Genomic DNA, 17,198 nt, shown 5'->3' on the forward strand with positions numbered 1-17,198 from the left:
CTCGGATTGCGGTGGTGAAAACGGGAGGAAGGCCGCGATTATGCGTTGAGCAGCTCGGCTGCCCAGTCGGCCGCCGACGAAATGCTGCGGGTGTACTGCGCCGCCCCCTCGGGTTGCATTCCCTGGCGGAGCGGCTTGACGGCCACTTCACCGCGGGCGACTTCGTCCTCGCCGAAGATCAGGGCGAAGGCCGCGCCGCTGGCATCGGCCTTCTTGAACTGCGACTTCATGCTGCTCTGTCCCGGGTGCAGGATCACGCTGACGCCGGCGCCACGCAGGGCCTCCAGTGCCACCATGACCTGGGCCAGGCCGTTGGCCGAGGGCACGATGGCATAGGCGTGCGGGGTCGGCGCGGCCGGGGCCACGCCCACTTCTTCCAGCAAAAGCAGCATGCGTTCCATGCCCATGCCGAAGCCCACGGCCGGGGTCGCTTTGCCGCCCAACTGCTCGATCAGGCCGTCGTAGCGGCCGCCGCCGCAGACCGTGCCTTGCGAGCCCAGCTTGTCGGTGACCCACTCGAACACGGTCAGGTTGTAGTAGTCCAGGCCGCGCACCAGGCGCGGGTTGATGCGATAGGCCACGCCCGCGGCGTCGAGGATGGCGCGCACGCCGTTGAAATGCGCCAGCGAGGCTTCACCGAGGAAATCCAGCAGCTTGGGCGCGGCATTCGCCATCTCCTGCAGGGCCGGATTCTTGGTGTCCAGCACGCGAAGGGGGTTGGTGTAAAGGCGGCGCTGACTGTCTTCATCGAGCAGGTCCTTGTGCGCCTCCAGGTGGGCGATCAGGGCCTCGCGGTGGGCGCGGCGCTCGGCCGCTTCGCCCAGGCAGTTCAGCTCCAGGCTGACATGCTCGCCATCCTTCAGACCCAGCTCGCGCAAGAGGCGGCTGCCCATCAAGATCACTTCGGCGTCGACATCGGGGCCGGCAAAGCCCAGGGCCTCGACACCCATCTGATGGAACTGGCGGTAACGACCCTTCTGCGGCTTTTCGCGGCGGAACATGGGGCCGAAGTAGTACAGGCGGCGGCCCGAGTCGCGCAGGAAGGAATGCTCGATCATGGCGCGCACCACGCCGGCCGTCATCTCCGGGCGCAGGGCCAGATGCTCGGCCTGGCCATGCTTGTCGGCACGGTCTTCGAAGGCGTACATCTCCTTCTCGACGATATCGGTCACCTCGCCAATGCCTCGCACGAACAGGGCCGTGGGTTCGACGATGGGCGTGCGCACATTCTGATAGCCATAGCGTTGCAACACGCTGCGCATCTTGGCTTCCAGCCATTCCCAGCGCGCCGAGTCGGGCGGCAGGATGTCGTTCATGCCCTTGACGGCTTGCAGCTGGGGCAACTTCTTCGGTTCACTCATGGGTGTGGAATTCGCGGTGTTCTTTTTTTCAAGCAATGCCAGCGCTCAGGCCGCTTGCACGGCGCCAAAGCGCTTCTCGATGTAGTTCTCGACCAGGGCGTGGAACTCGTTGGCGATGTTTTCGCCGCGCAGGGTCAGGGCTTTTTCACCGTCAATGAAGACCGGCGCGGCCGGCGCCTCGCCGGTGCCGGGCAGGCTGATGCCGATGTCGGCGTGCTTGCTCTCGCCGGGGCCGTTGACGATGCAGCCCATCACGGCCACCTTGAGGTTTTCCACGCCGGGGTACTTCTTGCGCCAGACCGGCATCTGCTCACGCAGGAAATCGTCGATCTGCTTGGCCAGCTCCTGGAAGGTGGTGCTGGTGGTGCGGCCGCAGCCCGGGCAAGCGGTCACGCTGGGGTTGAAGGCGCGCAGGCCCAGGGACTGCAGAATCTCCAGCGCCACCACCACCTCTTGCGTGCGAGATTCGCCAGGCTGGGGCGTCAGCGAGACACGGATGGTGTCGCCGATACCCTCTTGAAGCAGGATGGACAAGGCCGTGGCCGAGGCCACCGTGCCCTTGGTGCCCATGCCGGCTTCGGTCAGCCCCAGGTGCAGGGCGTAATCGCAGCGCTGGCTGAGCGCACGGTAGACCGAGATCAGGTCCTGCACGCCGCTGACCTTGCAGCTGATGATGATGTTGTCGGGGTTCATGCCCAGCTCGCGGGCGTACTCAGCCGAGCTCAGGGCCGATTGGATCAGCGCCTGGTACATGACCTGCTTGGCATCCCAGGGCTCGGCACGCTGGGCGTTCTCGTCCATCATGGCGGCGAGCAGCTCCTGGTCCAGGCTGCCCCAGTTGACGCCGATGCGCACGACCTTGTCGTACTTGATCGCGGCCTCGATCATCATCGCGAACTGGCGGTCTTTCTTGTCGCCCTTGCCGACATTGCCCGGATTGATGCGGTACTTGGACAAGGCTTGCGCCATGGCCGGGTACTCGCTCAGCAGACGGTGGCCGTTGTAGTGGAAATCGCCCACCAGAGGCACATCGATGCCCATGCGATCGAGCTGCTCGCGGATGTGCGGCACGGCCTCGGCCGCCTCGGGCGTGTTGACCGTGATGCGCACCAGCTCGGAGCCGGCAATCGCCAGCTCCTTGATCTGGATGGCGGTGCCGATCACATCCACGGTGTCGGTGTTGGTCATGGACTGCACGCGCACCGGCGCATCACCGCCGATGGTGACCACACGCGAACCCCAGCGAACCTGGGCCTGGCGCGAGCGGCGCGCAGCCGGTTGGGCGGCGGCCACGGCCAAGAAGGGAGAGGACGCCAGCGCGGGGCTGGTCTCGTCAGGCGTTGCGCTCATATGTCGATGCTGCTGTGAGGTTCGGCAAAAAACAGGGCTTGGATTCGCGAGGATGCGGGCTGGGGTGAGGGGTCAGCGCCGGCACCGCTCGGATCCATCGGTCAATTCAGTTCCAGGCGTGCCACGTTGTCCTTGGACCGCGACACCAGATCCACCGGCTCGCCACGCAAGATCAACTCGGTGCCGGCCACATTGCCCACGCGCACGCGCAGCGGCGGCAGGCCGGCCAGATTCTGCGCATCACCGGGACGCAGGAGCTTGGACAAGAGGGTACGGCCCGAAGCGTCCACCACCTCGACCCAGGACTCGGAGCTGACCTTGACCACCAGCGGCACGGAGCCCGGCGGTGGCGCCAGCGGCTGCGCAGGTGCGATCGCAGCTGCCGAAGCGGCTGCGGCAAGTGGCTTCGTCAAGGCAGGTGACGGCGGGTTCAAACGCAAGTCCTGCCCAGTTGTGGACTGCAGGCCCACAGCGGCAGCGCTGGCGGGCGCTTGAAGCACCGGGCTCGACTGAGCCATGGCGGCAGGGGCCGAAGCGGGCGCCGCGAGCACCGGGGCCGAAGCCGTGACCAAAGGCGCCTCGACCGGCACGGGCAAGGTGGCAGAGCTCGACTCCACCGCCTCGCTGGCCGCCGGACCTGGCGCGCCGAGCGAGGCGGCCGAGGGCAGCCAGGCCGCAGGCATCAGGTACACGCCGACAGCCGCAGCCAGCAACAAGGCCGGCCCCCAGACCACCGGCCGCTGAATGAGCGCCAGCGAGAAACCACCCTCCCCGGCCGTGCGGTCGCGGAAAGGCTGATTCAGGCCGCGCGACATGGTCAGCTCGCGGTCTTCGCTGTTCGGCAGCAGGGCCAGCACCGGCGCGGCATCGATCTTGAGCACGCGGCAGATGGACTTGGCCAGCGCACGCACAAAGGTCGTGTCCGGCAGTTCGTCCCAGCGGTCGGCTTCCAGCGCCTCGAGCTTGGACGGGTGAACCTTGAGCGTGGCTGCCAGGGCAACGATGTGCAGGCCATGGCGCTGGCGCGCATCGCGCAACCAGGCGCCCGCGGTCTGGCGCGGCGCGGCCATGCCAGACACGGGCGCGGCCTCGCTCAGGATCGAAGACATGCGATCTCCCTCTTCACTCATCGAAGCGCCCATTGTTCAAGGCTTGCAGCTCGGCCGACTGCGGATGACGACGACGCAGCAATTGGCCCAGTTCATCCACGCCGGCATTGTTGTTGAGACGGCGCTCAATGCGCAGGGCCAGCCAGAGCGTCTGCGCTGTGCTCTGGTCTTCCTGGGCATTGACCCGTTTGATGTAGAAGCGCGCGCGTTCGTACTGCTGATTGCGGTACAGCACCTCGGCCAGATTGACGGCCACGGCCGGGTTGCCCGGATCGAACTCGAAGGCCTTGACCAGGCTGGCTTCGGCTTCGGCCAAGCGGCCGGCGCGCGCTTCGCACACGCCCTTGGCCAGGTAGGTGCGCGCCGGCGCGCGGTAGCTGGGCTGCGCCAGGGCCTGCTCGAAGCGGCTGCTGGCTTCGGCCCAGCGTTGCTGCTGGCACATCAGCCAGCCGTAGTTGTGCAAGGTGTCGGGGTCTTGCGGGTAGAGCACCAGCGCGCGGCGGAAGTTGTCGTCGGCCAGCTGAGGTTCCCCCATGGCCGCATACACCAGGCCGCGCAGATTGATGGCCTCGCGCATATCGGGCTTGGCGGTCAGGGCCTGCTTGATTTCGTCGAGCGCGGTGTTGTACTGGCCGCGCGAGAAATAGCCGGCCGCCAACTCCAGGCGCACACCGGCGCGGCGGTCCGCATCGGTCTGATCGAAGGCGGTGCGCGGGCCCGTGCTGGCAGTGGGCGCCGGCGCGGCACAGGCCGCCAGCATCAGCACCAAGCCCGCCAACAGCATGCGGGACCCGGACTTCGCCACCAAAGATGCCAAACCTGTCTGCTCAGTTCTTGTTTTCATTGGGCTGTTGTCTTCACCAGGGGTTCGAAAAGTTCACTGCACTCAGGGAGAACTTGCGCCTTTTACCACCACTGGCGCACGCACCATGCGAATGTGGGCCTGGGTGCGATCCTGCACCTCGCCGGCCAGCTGCCCGCAGGCCGCGTCGATGTCGTCACCGCGCGTCTTGCGCACCGTCGTCACCAGGCCGGCATTGAGCAGCACCTCGGCAAAGGCCTTGACGCGCTCGTTCGAGCTGCGCAGCAGGCCAGAAGCCGGGAAGGGATTGAAGGGGATCAGATTGATCTTGCAGGAGACCCCGTGGGTTCCGCGCAGCAGCTTGACCAGGGCCTGCGCCTGCTCCGGCGTGTCGTTGACGCCATCCAGCATGCAGTATTCGAAGGTGATGAAGTCGCGCGGCGCCTTGTCCAAGTAGCGATTGCAGGCCTCCAGCAGCTCGGCAATCGGGTACTTCTTGTTCAGCGGCACGAGCTGGTCGCGCAGCGGGTCGGTCGGCGCGTGCAGGGACACGGCCAGGGCCACCGGGCAGTCCTCGCGCAGGCGGTCGATCATGGGCACCACGCCCGAGGTCGAAACCGTCACGCGGCGGCGCGACAGACCATAGCCATGGTCGTCCAGCATCATGCGCAGGGCCGGCACCAGGGCGTTGTAGTTCTGCAAGGGCTCGCCCATGCCCATCATCACCACATTGGAGATGATGCGTTCATCGCGGCCCAGGTCGCGGCGCAGCTGGTGCTCGGCATACCAGAGCTGGGCAATGATTTCCCAGGTCTCGAGGTTGCGGCTGAAGCCCTGATGGCCGGTGGAGCAGAAACGGCAGCCCACGGCACAACCGGCTTGGCTGGACACGCACAGCGTGCCGCGATCGCTTTCGGGGATGTAGACGGCTTCCACGGCATTGCCGGCGCCCACGTCAAACAACCATTTGACCGTGCCGTCCGCGGAGCGATGTTCAGAAATCACCGGCAACGCCTGAATATGCGCCCGGCTGGCCAGCTTGTCGCGCAGCGACTTGGCCAGGTCGGTCATCTGAGCGAAATCAGATGCACCTTTTTGATGGATCCAGCGGAACAGCTGGGTGGCGCGAAAACGCTTTTCCCCCAGCTGCTCGCAGTACGCAGCCAGGCCTTCCAGATCGAATCCAAGCAGGTTGACCGCGTCCATGATCTTGCCTCTATCTCTTGTCGTCAGGGCCGGACCTGAAATGGCGCCGCCCTGGTTTGCAAAAACCGCCGCAAGCCCGAAGGCCGGCAAGCGGTTTACAACTCAAACTCACAGCCTCCAGGCTGTCAGCACAAGAGGCGTCAGACCGAATTAACGGCTGTAGACATTCATGCCGGGGAAGAAGAATGCCACTTCCACGGCAGCGGTTTCGGGAGCGTCCGAACCGTGCACGGCGTTGGCATCGATGCTGTCGGCGAAGTCAGCACGGATGGTGCCCTTCTCGGCCTTCTTCGGGTCGGTGGCGCCCATCAGATCGCGGTGCTTCAGGATGGCGTTCTCGCCTTCCAGAGCGGAGATCACGACCGGACCGGAGATCATGAAGTTCACCAGGTCGTTGAAGAAGGGGCGTGCCTTGTGCACAGCGTAGAAAGCCTCGGCTTCGCCGCGCGACAGGTGGGTCATCTTGGCCGCGACGATCTTCAGGCCTGCGCCTTCGAAACGAGCGTAGATCTGGCCGATCACGTTCTTGGCGACGGCATCGGGCTTGATGATGGAAAGGGTACGTTCGATCGCCATGGTATTTCTCCTGAAATCTAAGGGCTTGGCAAAACCCGCGATTGTACTGTGTGCCGGTGTCAGCGAGGTTTCAGCGCCGGGCTGAGCCGGGCCTGAAACCGCGCCATCCGGCACGCTGGATCAGCGCTTGCGGCCACCAAAGCCGCCGCCGCTGCGGCCACCGCCGCCGTTGCCGCCGCCCTGGCCGCCACGACCACCACCGCCACCACCCCGGCCGCTGCGGCGCACAAAGGCGTCTGCACCGATATAGCCGACCGAGGTTTGCATCGGATCGGGCTGGCGCGGGCCGTCGCCCTTGCCGCCACGGGCACCGCCGCGGCCTTGGCCGCCACGCGGCTCCTGGCTGCTGCTGCCACCGGCACCGAAGCCCTGCGGGAAACCACGACCCTTGTTGCCGGCAAAACGACGGTCAAAGGTCTGCTCCAGCGGGTTGATATTGCGCGGAATGAAGTCGTCAAACTCGTCGTCGCCACGATCCAGATCGCGATCGCGGTCGCGCTCCTGGGCGCGCGGCGGCTCGCGGTCACGCTCGGGCGCGCGCGCCTCGGGGCCACGCGAGGGGCGCGGACCGACACCGGCCTGGCGACCATCGGCACGGCGGTTGTTGCCGTTGCCGTTGCCGTTGCCATTGCGGCCCCGCTCGCCGCCGCGCTCGGGGCGTTGCTCACCGCGCTCGCCGCGCTCACCGCGATCGGCACGCGCCTCGCCACGGTCACCACGGTCACCACGGTCGCCGCGGTCATTGCCTCGGTCGTTCCCACGAGGGCCGCGCTCGGCTCGGTCCTCACGGCCGCGGCCTTGCTGCTCACCACCGGCCAGGCGGCGGATGATCTTCACATCGTCTTCACCCAGCTCGATCCAGACGCAGCGCTTCAGGCCGCGCGGCAGCACCACGGTGCCGTAGCGAATGCGAATCAGGCGGCTGACCGTCAGGCCCACCGTGTCGAAGAGCTTGCGCACTTCGCGGTTGCGGCCTTCGGTGATGACCACGCGGTACCAGTGGTTCACGCCCTCGCCGCCGCCGTCTTCGATGCTCTTGAACGCGGCCTTCTGACCCTCGACGATCACGCCTTCGAGCAGACGCGCCTTTTGATCGGGCTGCAAGGTGCCGAGCACGCGCACGGCGTACTCACGCTCCACGCCGAAGCGCGGATGCATCAGCTGATTGGCCAGCTCACCCGAGTTGGTGAACAGCAGCAAGCCTTCGGTGTTGATGTCCAGGCGACCGACCGATTGCCATTTGCCCTGCTGCAGGCGCGGCAGGTGACGGAACACGGTCGGGCGACCTTCCGGGTCGTTGAAGGTGACCACTTCGCCAGCGGGCTTGTGGTAGGCCAGGATGCGCGGCGCCGGCGGCGAGATGCGCACGCGGATCGGCTTGCCGGCCACACGGACCTGGTCACCGAAGGAAATGCGCTGGCCGATGTGGGCCACTTCGCCGTTCACTTCGATCTTGCCGTCGGCAATCATGTCCTCGATGTCGCGGCGCGAGCCAATGCCGGCCTGGGCCAGCACTTTTTGCAGCTTGGGCGCATCGGGCTCGGCGGCCAGCACACGCTTGGTGTCGACTTCTTCTTCGTCCTCGACCACAGCCGTAGCCTCAGGCAGTTCGCCCTCGTCGCTGCCATCGAACTCACCCGCCAGCACTTCGGCGAAGCGCTCACCCACCGCCGCCAGCACCTCGGGTGCAGGCGCCACCGCCTGCACGGCCACGCGCAGCGGGCGCTCGCCGCCCTCGGCCGCAACGGCGCCCTCCGGACGCTCGGCGCGATCACCGCGATCCTTGCGGCCCCGGCGGCGGTTGCGATTGCGACCACCGCGCTCGCCACCCTCGGCCGAATCACCCGCGTCTTCGCCAGAGCCAGCTTCGGCAGCTTCGGCCGCCGGTTCGGCCGCTGGCGCCGATTCGGCGTCCGGCGCCAGCGTGAACACCGGCTTGCGCGCGGCGGGTGCCGGCGCAGCTTCGGCCGGCGCTGGCGCCGCCTCGGGCGCAGCAGCCTCGGGTGAAGCCTCGGCCGATTTGGCAGCGGCGGTCTTGCGCGGGGCGCGGCGCTTGGGCGCAGCGGCTTCTGCCGCCTCGGGTTCAAACGGAGCCGCAGCCGGCGCCGCAACTGGAGCCGAAGCTTCGCCACTCAGCTCCAGCACGGCCTCAGCAGCCTTCTTCGCCGCCGTCTTGCGCGGCGCGCGTGTCTTGACGGGCGCGGCTTCAGCGGCGGCTTCAACCGCAGCCGGGGCACTTTCGGCGCCTACCGCCACCTTGGACTTGGCCGGTGCACGCTTGCGCTTGGGCGCTGCGGCCTCGCTGCCAGGTTCAATGGCGGAGGCGCCGGAATCGGCTTGGGAATCGGTTTCGTTGGAATTCATGCGTCGGGTTGCACCGGTTCGGCGGCGTCAGTCTGAGAGTCCGGCTCGGCCGGAATAGAGGCGCCGATATCGTTGCCGATAGGCGCGGAATGGATCGAAGAAATCTTCGCGGTTTCTGCCGGCGGCTGCACAGAGGCATCCACCAGCGGCATAGGTTCAGCAGTCGCCAGATTCGCATCGGGCGCCGCTTCGGGTTCAAGGGCTTGCGGCGCCGTGGCCTCTGACGGCGCCTCGCCTGAGCTGCTGCTTTGACCGTCAACCGACAGCTGAGCCGGGCCTTCGGTTTCGGCTTCCGTTTCCAGCAACAAGCCCTGCAAACCCGCAGCTTCCGCCACGGCTGCACTCGGCGCCTGCCCGGCTTCCAGTTCGGGCAGTTGCTCCAGGCTGTTCAGGCCCAGATCGTCCAGAAACTGCTGCGTGGTCGCGTACAGCGCCGGTCGCCCGGGCGCTTCGCGGTGGCCAATCACTTCAATCCAGGCCCGATCTTCGAGCTGCTTGACGATCTGGGTGGAGACCACCACGCCGCGAATGTCTTCAATATCGCCGCGCGTCACCGGCTGGCGGTAGGCAATGATGGCCAAGGTCTCCATCACGGCCCGCGAGTAACGCTGCGGCTTTTCGGGATGCATGCGGTCGAGATACTCGCGCATCTCGGGCCGGCTCTGAAAGCGCCAACCGCTGGCCACCGCCACCAACTCCACGCCCCGGCCTTCCCAATCACGCGAGAGCTCGTCGAGGACCGAACGCAAGGTGTCGGGACCGACGGCATCGGCAAACAAGCTGCGCATTTCGCGCAGCGTCAAAGGCTGCTGGGCGCAAATCAGCGCGGTCTCGAGGACGCGCTTAGCATCCTGTGTGTTCATTGACTTTCGTCATCGTTCCCGTTCCATGCGGGTGTTGATTCGTCCGGGCCTTGCAGGGCTTGGCGCTTGCGTCTGACATCACTCAGCAAGCCAGCGGGGCGCACTCACGGCGCCTCGGCATGGGAAGCGGCACCGAATTGAACACCTCGGCGGCGCTTCCACTCAAGCCAACAAGAAAGGCGGGGCTGGGTTTGCGGCGGGCGGATCGGGCGGCATCGACATCGAGTCCGGCGGCCACCACCTCACCAAGCTTGAGACGCGCCTTGCGGGCCAGAGACTGCTTCCCGCGCATCGTCGCTGCGTCATCAACTGGCGCCGATTGTAGCGCGCTCAATCGAACACGGGGGCCAGACTCGGCGGCGGCAGTCCCAAAGTCTCCCAAGCTGCCGCCAAATCGGCCGGCAGGGCTGCCTCAAACTGCAAGGGCGCCCCAGTGACCGGATGGGCAAACGAGAGCCGGGCCGCATGCAGCGCCTGACGCGTCAAGCCCAGGCCTGGCACGCCGCCATACAACGCATCCGAGACCAGGGGGTAGCCTTTGTAGGCCAGATGCACGCGGATCTGGTGGGTGCGCCCGCTGTGCAGCACGCAGTGCACCGCGCTGATCGGGCGCACGCCCTGCTCTCCCATGCCGAGCAGGTAGACATCGGTGCGCGAGGGCTTGCCCGTGGCCAGCACGGCCATCTTGATGCGCGAGATCAGATCACGACGCAGCGGCGCATCGACCGTCATTTCTTCCGGCACCCGGCCGTAAGCCAGGGCCACGTACTCGCGATGAACCTCGCGCGCGGCGATCATGCGCGTCAGCGCCGTCACGGCCTCGCGGCTCTTGCCCACCATCATCAGGCCGCTGGTGTCTTTGTCGAGGCGGTGCACGATGCCGGCGCGCGGCAGGGCCGCAGCCGCCGGGTGATGCGCAAGCAGGCCGTTCATGACCGTGCCCGTCCAGTTGCCTGAAGCGGGATGGACCACCATGCCGGCCGCCTTGTTCAAGACCAGCAGATGCTCGTCCTCGTAGACGATGTCCAGCGGCAGGGCTTCGGCACGGAAGGCACGGCTTTCTTCGGTCGGCTGCAGCTCGACGCGCACGCGCTGGCCGGCCTGCAGCTTGCGCGAAGCGCTGCTGGCGGCCTGACCGTTGATCTGCACGCAGCCACGCTCGATCAGGCTCTGCAGGTGATTGCGCGAAAACTCGGGCGCCAACTGCACCATCCAGCGATCCAGGCGCTGGCCGTGCCAATCGGCCTCGACCAGGGCCTCGCGCACTTCGACGGTCTCGTCTGCCGCTACTGCGGGGTCTTGTTCGCCGTCCCATTCATCATCGCCATCCACGGCGGCGAGGGTCGGACTTGCAGGCAGAGCCTGAACCATATAATCGTTGCTCCGTCTTCAGCTGAGGGCCGGTGATGAGCACCGCCCTGTAGGGATCATGATCGAAAATTGCGTGGAGCGCCGCCCGGCGCGGGCATCGAACGGCTCGTCAGCACGTTCACTCCAAGAGATGCCCCAAAAGGTGCTCCCCCAGGTTCAAACCGCGGCCGCCTCTTCGGCGGCCTGGCGCACCGGCTTCGTGGCCGCGGTCGCCCTGGCCTTGGCCGCCTGCTCGTCAGCCCCCAAGGACGACCCGAATTCTCAGGCCAGCCTGGACAAATTGTACGCAGAGGCCAAGGACGACCTGAGTTCGGGCAGCTACGACCGCGCCATCAAAAGCCTGGAGCGCATCGAAGGCCGCGCCGCTGGCACGATTGTCGCGCAGCAGGCGCAGCTGGATCTGGCCTGGGCGTACCACAAGAGTGGTGAGCGCGCCCAAGCCGTCAGCACCCTGGACCGCTTCATCAAGCTGAACCCGTCCAGCCCGGCCATGGACTACGCGCTCTACATGAAGGGCCTGGTCAACTTCAACGAAGACCTGGGCCTGTTCGGCCGCCTGGCCAACCAAGACATCGCCGAGCGTGACCAGCAAGCCTCGCGCGACGCCATGCTGGCCTTCAAGCAGCTGATCGACCAGTTCCCCGATTCCAAGTACGCCGCCGAAGCGCGCGTGCGCGTGGACTACATCACCAACACCCTGGCGGTGTACGAGGTGCATGTGGCGCGCTACTACTACAACCGCGGCGCCTACCTGGCCGCGGCCAACCGCGCGCAGCAGGCGGTGCAAGAATTCCAGCGCGCCCCGGCCGCCGAGGAAGCCCTGTTCATCATGACCCAGAGCTACGACAAGCTGGACCTGCCGGCCCTGCGCGACGACGCCAAGCGGGTGCTGGAGAAGAGCTTCCCCAACAGCGCCTACCTGAGCGGCAACTACGACGGCGGCAAGAAAGCCTGGTGGCGTTTCTGGTGAAGCCTCAGGGCTGAGGCCTCGCTCCCTGCAAAAACGCGTGCCATGGCACGCGTTTTTTATGGGCCGTCGGTCTGAGCTTCAATCCGGCAGGCGCTCCGCCGCCAAGTGCTCCAGCCAGGCCAGCGCCTCGCCTTCGCTCGCCAAGGGCGTCATCGGCGGCAAGGCCGCACGCAGGCGGCGGCCGTAGTTCATGCCGGCCATGCGCGGGTCACACACGACCAGCAGACCTCGATCCTGCTCGGTACGGATCAAGCGACCGGCGCCTTGCTTGAGCGAGATCGCCGCCTCGGCGATGAAGTACTCGGCAAAGGCATTGCGGCCGGCCGCCTCCAGGCGCTGCACGCGCGCCTCGACCAGCGGATCGTTGGGCGGCGGAAAGGGCAGCTTGTCGATCAGCACGCATTGCAGCTTGTCGCCGGGCACGTCGATGCCCTCCCAGAAGCTGGCCGAGCCGACCAGCACCGCGCGCGGGTTGTCCAGGAACTGGCGCAGCAGCAGCCGCTTGGGCGCCGCGCCCTGCTGCAGCACGGTGATGTCATCGCCCTCGGCTTCAAACGCAGCGCGCAGGCCATCGCCGATGGTCTGCAAGGCGCGCAAGGTGGTGGTCAGCACAAAGGTTCGCCCGCCCAAGGCGCGCGCGCAGCGTGCGGCCATGGCGGCCACCTGAGGCGCATGATCGGGCTCGTTGGGCTTGGGGAAGCCGCGCGGCACGTAGAGCCGCGCGTTCTCCTCGTAATGGAAGGGGCTGCCCACGCGCAGCACCGTGGCATCGTCCAGGCCGGTGGGCTCGGTGAACCAGCGCAGGCGCTCGTCCTCGCCCAGCGTGGCCGAGGTGAAGATCCAGGCCTTGGGCGGGCCTTGCAGCTGCTCCTGCATGGCCTCGCGGATGTCCAGCGGCGACTGCACCAGACGCGCCTGGTTGGGGCTGAGGTCGATCCAGCGCACATCGCCGGGGTCGGGTTCTTGCGCAAAGGTCTCGGCCAGATCGCGCAAGGCCACCGCACGCTCGTGCAGACGCTGAAAATCGGGTGAGAGCTCGGTCACCGTGGACAGGCATTCGATGGCCTGCTCGGCAGCGGCGGCCACCTCCTCCAGCGCGGCCGAAAAGCCCGGGCGCCCGGCGCGCTCTTTCCAGCCCAGCTTGAGCATGCCGCGCAGCTCGCGCCCGGCACTGGCCAGCGGGCCGGCGCAGACCAGGCGCAGCTCGCGCGCAGCCAGCTCCAGCCGGGTCTGCAAGGCCTGCCAGTCCTGCAGGCCTCGCGCCTGCGCCAGGCCCAGGCCGAGCAGATCGCGGCCGAAATCGAGCAGCTGCGAGCTGCCCAGCAAGGTGCCGAGGAACTGCACGCCCGCCTCGGACAGCTGGTGCGCCTCGTCAAACACGGCCAGATCGACGCTGGGCAGCAGCTCGGCCACGCCGCTGTCGCGCAGGCTCACATCGGCGAAGAACAGGTGATGGTTGACCACCACCACATCGGCCTCCATGGCTTCACGCCGCGCCTTCACCACATAGCAGGACTTGTACTCCGGGCATTCCGCGCCCAGGCAGTTCTCGCGCGTGGAGCTGACGAGCGGAATCACCGGCGAGCGCTCGTCCAGGCCCTCCATTTCGGCCAGGTCGCCACTCTGCGTGCCCTGCGCCCAGCGTTCCACACGGGCCAGGGCCATGACCGCGCGCCGGTCCGGCAGCTCGGCGCTGTGACGCGCATGGGCGAGCCGGTGCAGGCAGAGGTAGCTGCCCCGCCCTTTCAGCAGCGCCACGCGCACCGCCACCTGCAGCGATTCGCACAGCCGAGGCAGGTCGCGCATGTACAGCTGATCCTGCAAATTCTTGGTCGCCGTGCTGATCAGGGCGCGCCCGCCGCTGAGCAAGGCGGGCACCAGGTACGCAAAGGTCTTGCCCACCCCGGTGCCAGCCTCCACCACCAGGGTCTCGCGCCGCGCAATCGCCTGGGCCACCGCCTGCGCCATGGCCAGCTGCTGCTCGCGCGGGGCATAGCCCGGGTCGCTGCGCGAGAGCGGGCCGCCGATGTCAAAGGCCGCCGTCACCCACTGCTCCAGCTCGCTGTGCTGCAGGGTCGTCGCCGCGGGCGCGGCCTCCATGGCGGCGATGAAGTCGTCGTCGAGCTCCTGCGGCATGACCGGCCATTCAGGCGGCACGCTGTCGTCGTCGGGAGGGGCAGGCATCTCAGCAGAGGTCACGGCGCGGGGGCCCAGGGTGCTTGTGGCGCGCCGCCGGCGGCCAGGGTGTTGAAGGAAAAGGCCGGGCGCGCTGGCGCCGCATCAGGCCAGCTCATCGGGATCGCTCGCGCGCTCCAGCTGGGCGATCTGGTCACGCAGTTGCAGGCGGCGTTTCTTCAAGCGGCGCAAGGCCAGCTCGTCGAGCGGCTGCTCCAGGGCCACGCGGTCGATCAACCCATCCAGATCGCCGTGCTCGATGCGCAGCTCGATCAAGCGGCGTGACTGCGAGTGAAGTTGTTCATCCATGAGGGCTTTGCCCGGGCGAAGTGGCGCAGTTTAACGTTTATAGTTTTCGGCATGACGCGCACTCCACCGGGCTTTCGCCTGAGCGCGGCGACCGGCATCCACCGCGGCGACCGCCTGTACCAGCAAGACCAAGTCCAAGTCCTGACCCACGCCCGCCTCAGCGGTTGCCTGCTGGCCGTGGTGGCCGACGGCATGGGCGGCAAGAGCGGTGGCCGCAAGGCGGCCGACCAGGTGATGCTGACTGCGCAACAGCTGTTCGAGCGCTTCTCGCCCGAGAGCGAGCTGCCCGAAAGCCTGCTCGATCAGCTGGTGTCCGAAGCGCATCTGATGATCAAGCTGACCGCCCTGTCGGCCGAGGAAGAGCCACACAGCACGGTCGCCGCCTTCCTGATCAGCCCCGATCGGCACTGCCACTGGATTCATTCGGGCGATTCGCGGATCTACCATTACCGCGGTCCCAACCTGGTCAAGCGCACCATGGACCATTCCTATGTGCAGCGCCTGGTGGACGAAGGCCAGCTCAGCGAGGCCGAGGCCAGCAGCCACCCGCAGTCCAACCTGCTGACCGGCTGCCTGGGCACGGTGGCCGAACCAACCATCAGCACCCACACCATTGACACCCTGACGCCTGGCGACACCTTGATGTGCTGCAGCGACGGGCTGTGGCATTACTTCAGCGTCAACGAGATCGGCACCGTGCTGCACAGCCTGCCGCCGCGTGAGGCGGCGGAACTGCTGATCAGCAAAGCGCGCCAACGCGCCCGGGGCGGCGGCGACAACCTGTCCCTGGCCATTGCCAAGGTGGAAGCGCTGGACTGAGGCAGGGCGCGCGCCTCAGCGCGCCGGGCCCGAGCCTGGAACCGCAGCGCGCGGCGCAGAAGCGGAGACCGAAACCGGCGCGGGCGACCTCAATGTGGCGGCAATTTCAGCCGCTGTGGGCACGGGCAGCGCTGCCGCTGCTGGCTTGTTGCGCGCCTCTTGTCGCTGCCTGACCTGGGCTTGATGGGCCCTCACACGCGCCTCCATCTGGGCGCGTTGCTGCGCATGCTGACGCGCCGCCTGCTCGGCCTGGCGCTGCCGGGCCTGGGCGCTCAGACCCGGCGAGCGATGGGGCACCGGCGCGGCCGAAGCAGCAACCCCGGGCTCACCCGCCGCACGATCGAGGCCCACCTGCTTCTTGATCGGCGCCGAGGCGGCATCGGCGGCCTGCAACAGACTTTCCGTGCGACGCTCACCCTCGCTGGCAGCGAACTCCAACTGACGCTGACGCACCCGTTCACGCTGCGCCTCGGCTCGCGCACGACGCAGGCTGGACTCAATCGCATCTCGCTCGCGCTGCAATGGCTGCATTTCGGCCCGGTGGCGCAGGCGCTGGGCCAGCAGGCAATCATTGATGGCGAACTGCTTGTGGCAAGCCTCCCGGGCCTCTGCATCACGCGCCAGAGCCTCGGATTGGGTTTGCTTGATCTGCTGCAAACGCAGCGACTCGCTGACTGAAGACGCAGGGGATTCGACATGACCCCATGCCGGGCTCAAAAGGACCATGAGCGTGAGCCCAAGCACGGGCATGCGGTGATGGCAAAGCTTCATGGGCGCCGGCCTCCTCAGGTCAAGCTGGTGTCGACATCCCGCCGGGCCAGCGACAGGTATTCCTGCGATTGCATCTCCTGCAGGCGCGAGACCGTACGCGGGAACTCATGGGCCAGGGGGCCGTCGGCATACAGCTGCTCGGGCGGCACGGCGGCCGAGATCACCAGCTTGACGCGCCGGTCGTAGAGCACATCGACCAGCCAGGTGAAGCGGCGCGCCTCGCTGGCCAGGCGCGGCGGCATCTCCGGCACATTGGACAGGATCAAGGTGTGGAACTGGGTGGCCAGCTCCAGGTAATCGTTCTGCGAGCGCGGGCCGCCGCAGAGCTGGGCAAAGTCGAACCAGACCACGCCGCCCGCACGGCGCCGGGCGCGGATCTGGCGCTGCTCGATCTGCAGGCGCGGGTCTTCATCGCGGGCCTCAGCCAGGGCTTCGAAGGTGGCGGTCAGTGCAGCTTCGGCCTCATCGCCCAGCGGCTGGTGGTAGAGCTGGGCCTGATCCAGGGTACGGCGGCGGTAGTCGAAGCCGTTGTCCACATTGATCACCTCCAGCTTGGCCTTGAGCAGCTCGATGGCCGGCAGGATGCGGTCGCGGTGGAGGCCGTTCGGGTAGAGGCCATCCGGGTGGAAGTTGGAGGTGGTGACGATGGACACGCGGTTGCGGAACAGCGAGTCGAGGAGGCGATACAGGATCATCGCGTCGGTCACGTCCGAGACATGGAATTCGTCGAAGCAGATCAGGCGGAAGCGCTTGGCGATGCGCTTGCCCAGTTCCTCCAGCGGATCGGCAATGCCTTTGAGTTCGAGCAGCTCGCGATGCACCTCGCGCATGAACTCGTGGAAGTGCAGCCGGGTCTTGCGCGTCAGCGGCACGGCCTGGAAGAAGCAATCCATCAGAAAGCTCTTGCCCCGCCCCACCCCGCCGTACATGTAGACACCGCGCGGCAGCGGCGGGCGCACCAGCAGCTTGGTCACGGCATTGCTGCGACGCGCCTTGTAGTCGGCCCATTCGTCCTGGCAGCGCTGCAGCGCCGCCACGGCGCGCAGCTGCGCGGGGTCGGCGGTGTAGCCGCGCTCGGCCAGGGTTTGCTGATAAAGCTCGGTGACGCGGGTCATGAGAGAAACACTACAACCTTCTTCGAGATGGACCAAG

General features: G+C 67.0%; 15 protein-coding genes. 3 read left to right on the forward strand and 12 right to left on the reverse strand.

Features of this window, described 5'->3' with window-relative positions; all coding sequences use genetic code 11:
- Nucleotides 1–38: 38 nt before the first annotated feature.
- The 9 genes from hisS to AC1Q6P_RS01530 form a co-directional block, all read right to left on the reverse strand.
- Nucleotides 39–1,361 carry a histidine--tRNA ligase gene (gene hisS, locus AC1Q6P_RS01490; protein WP_492664227.1) on the reverse strand — a complete coding sequence of 441 codons (1,323 nt, stop codon included), beginning with the start codon at nucleotides 1,359–1,361 and terminating at the stop codon, nucleotides 39–41.
- A gap of 45 nt (nucleotides 1,362–1,406) precedes the next feature.
- Complete coding sequence (ispG, locus tag AC1Q6P_RS01495; protein WP_102767434.1) at nucleotides 1,407–2,711, reverse strand: flavodoxin-dependent (E)-4-hydroxy-3-methylbut-2-enyl-diphosphate synthase; 1,305 nt, start codon at nucleotides 2,709–2,711, stop codon at nucleotides 1,407–1,409.
- A 101-nt stretch (nucleotides 2,712–2,812) separates the two neighbouring features.
- A complete protein-coding gene (locus AC1Q6P_RS01500; protein WP_492664226.1) occupies nucleotides 2,813–3,820 on the reverse strand; it encodes a helix-turn-helix domain-containing protein in 1,008 nt (335 codons plus the stop codon).
- A 13-nt stretch (nucleotides 3,821–3,833) separates the two neighbouring features.
- A complete protein-coding gene (pilW, locus tag AC1Q6P_RS01505) occupies nucleotides 3,834–4,604 on the reverse strand; it encodes a type IV pilus biogenesis/stability protein PilW (protein WP_223696505.1) in 771 nt (256 codons plus the stop codon).
- A gap of 102 nt (nucleotides 4,605–4,706) precedes the next feature.
- Nucleotides 4,707–5,828 (reverse strand): dual-specificity RNA methyltransferase RlmN, encoded by a 1,122-nt coding sequence (gene rlmN / locus AC1Q6P_RS01510; protein ID WP_492664225.1) that lies wholly within the window; start codon nucleotides 5,826–5,828, stop codon nucleotides 4,707–4,709.
- A 150-nt stretch (nucleotides 5,829–5,978) separates the two neighbouring features.
- A complete protein-coding gene (gene ndk, locus AC1Q6P_RS01515; protein WP_102767438.1) occupies nucleotides 5,979–6,404 on the reverse strand; it encodes a nucleoside-diphosphate kinase in 426 nt (141 codons plus the stop codon).
- Between the two features lie 120 nt (nucleotides 6,405–6,524).
- On the reverse strand, nucleotides 6,525–8,768 hold the full coding sequence (locus AC1Q6P_RS01520) for a pseudouridine synthase (protein WP_492664224.1): 2,244 nt from the start codon (nucleotides 8,766–8,768) through the stop codon (nucleotides 6,525–6,527).
- The gene (gene scpB, locus AC1Q6P_RS01525; protein WP_271009947.1) at nucleotides 8,765–9,631 is read right to left on the reverse strand and encodes an SMC-Scp complex subunit ScpB; all 867 of its coding nucleotides are present in this window, start codon (nucleotides 9,629–9,631) and stop codon (nucleotides 8,765–8,767) included. The genes AC1Q6P_RS01520 and scpB overlap by 4 nt, the downstream gene beginning before the upstream one ends.
- 330 nt (nucleotides 9,632–9,961) lie before the next feature.
- Complete coding sequence (locus AC1Q6P_RS01530; protein ID WP_492664223.1) at nucleotides 9,962–11,002, reverse strand: RluA family pseudouridine synthase; 1,041 nt, start codon at nucleotides 11,000–11,002, stop codon at nucleotides 9,962–9,964.
- Nucleotides 11,003–11,132: 130 nt separating this feature from the next.
- On the opposite strand from AC1Q6P_RS01530, the gene AC1Q6P_RS01535 reads away from it, so the two are divergent.
- A complete protein-coding gene (locus tag AC1Q6P_RS01535) occupies nucleotides 11,133–11,972 on the forward strand; it encodes an outer membrane protein assembly factor BamD (protein ID WP_492664222.1) in 840 nt (279 codons plus the stop codon).
- A gap of 78 nt (nucleotides 11,973–12,050) precedes the next feature.
- Here the strand turns inward: AC1Q6P_RS01535 and yoaA are convergent, their stop codons facing one another.
- Together yoaA and AC1Q6P_RS01545 are read right to left on the reverse strand one after the other, a co-directional pair.
- The gene (gene yoaA / locus AC1Q6P_RS01540) at nucleotides 12,051–14,072 is read right to left on the reverse strand and encodes a DNA repair helicase YoaA (protein ID WP_492664290.1); all 2,022 of its coding nucleotides are present in this window, start codon (nucleotides 14,070–14,072) and stop codon (nucleotides 12,051–12,053) included.
- Nucleotides 14,073–14,252: 180 nt separating this feature from the next.
- Nucleotides 14,253–14,456: a YdcH family protein gene (locus tag AC1Q6P_RS01545; protein ID WP_102767444.1), complete on the reverse strand. Its 204-nt coding sequence runs from the start codon at nucleotides 14,454–14,456 to the stop codon at nucleotides 14,253–14,255.
- A gap of 51 nt (nucleotides 14,457–14,507) precedes the next feature.
- On the opposite strand from AC1Q6P_RS01545, the gene AC1Q6P_RS01550 reads away from it, so the two are divergent.
- The gene (locus tag AC1Q6P_RS01550; protein WP_102767445.1) at nucleotides 14,508–15,275 is read left to right on the forward strand and encodes a PP2C family protein-serine/threonine phosphatase; all 768 of its coding nucleotides are present in this window, start codon (nucleotides 14,508–14,510) and stop codon (nucleotides 15,273–15,275) included.
- A gap of 159 nt (nucleotides 15,276–15,434) precedes the next feature.
- The gene (locus AC1Q6P_RS01555) at nucleotides 15,435–15,953 is read left to right on the forward strand and encodes a hypothetical protein (RefSeq protein WP_492664221.1); all 519 of its coding nucleotides are present in this window, start codon (nucleotides 15,435–15,437) and stop codon (nucleotides 15,951–15,953) included.
- 107 nt (nucleotides 15,954–16,060) lie between these two features.
- Here the strand turns inward: AC1Q6P_RS01555 and zapE are convergent, their stop codons facing one another.
- Complete coding sequence (zapE, locus tag AC1Q6P_RS01560) at nucleotides 16,061–17,161, reverse strand: cell division protein ZapE (RefSeq protein WP_102767447.1); 1,101 nt, start codon at nucleotides 17,159–17,161, stop codon at nucleotides 16,061–16,063.
- Nucleotides 17,162–17,198 lie beyond the last annotated feature (37 nt).

Source organism: Roseateles sp. GW835-FHT13E02 (assembly GCF_058794035.1).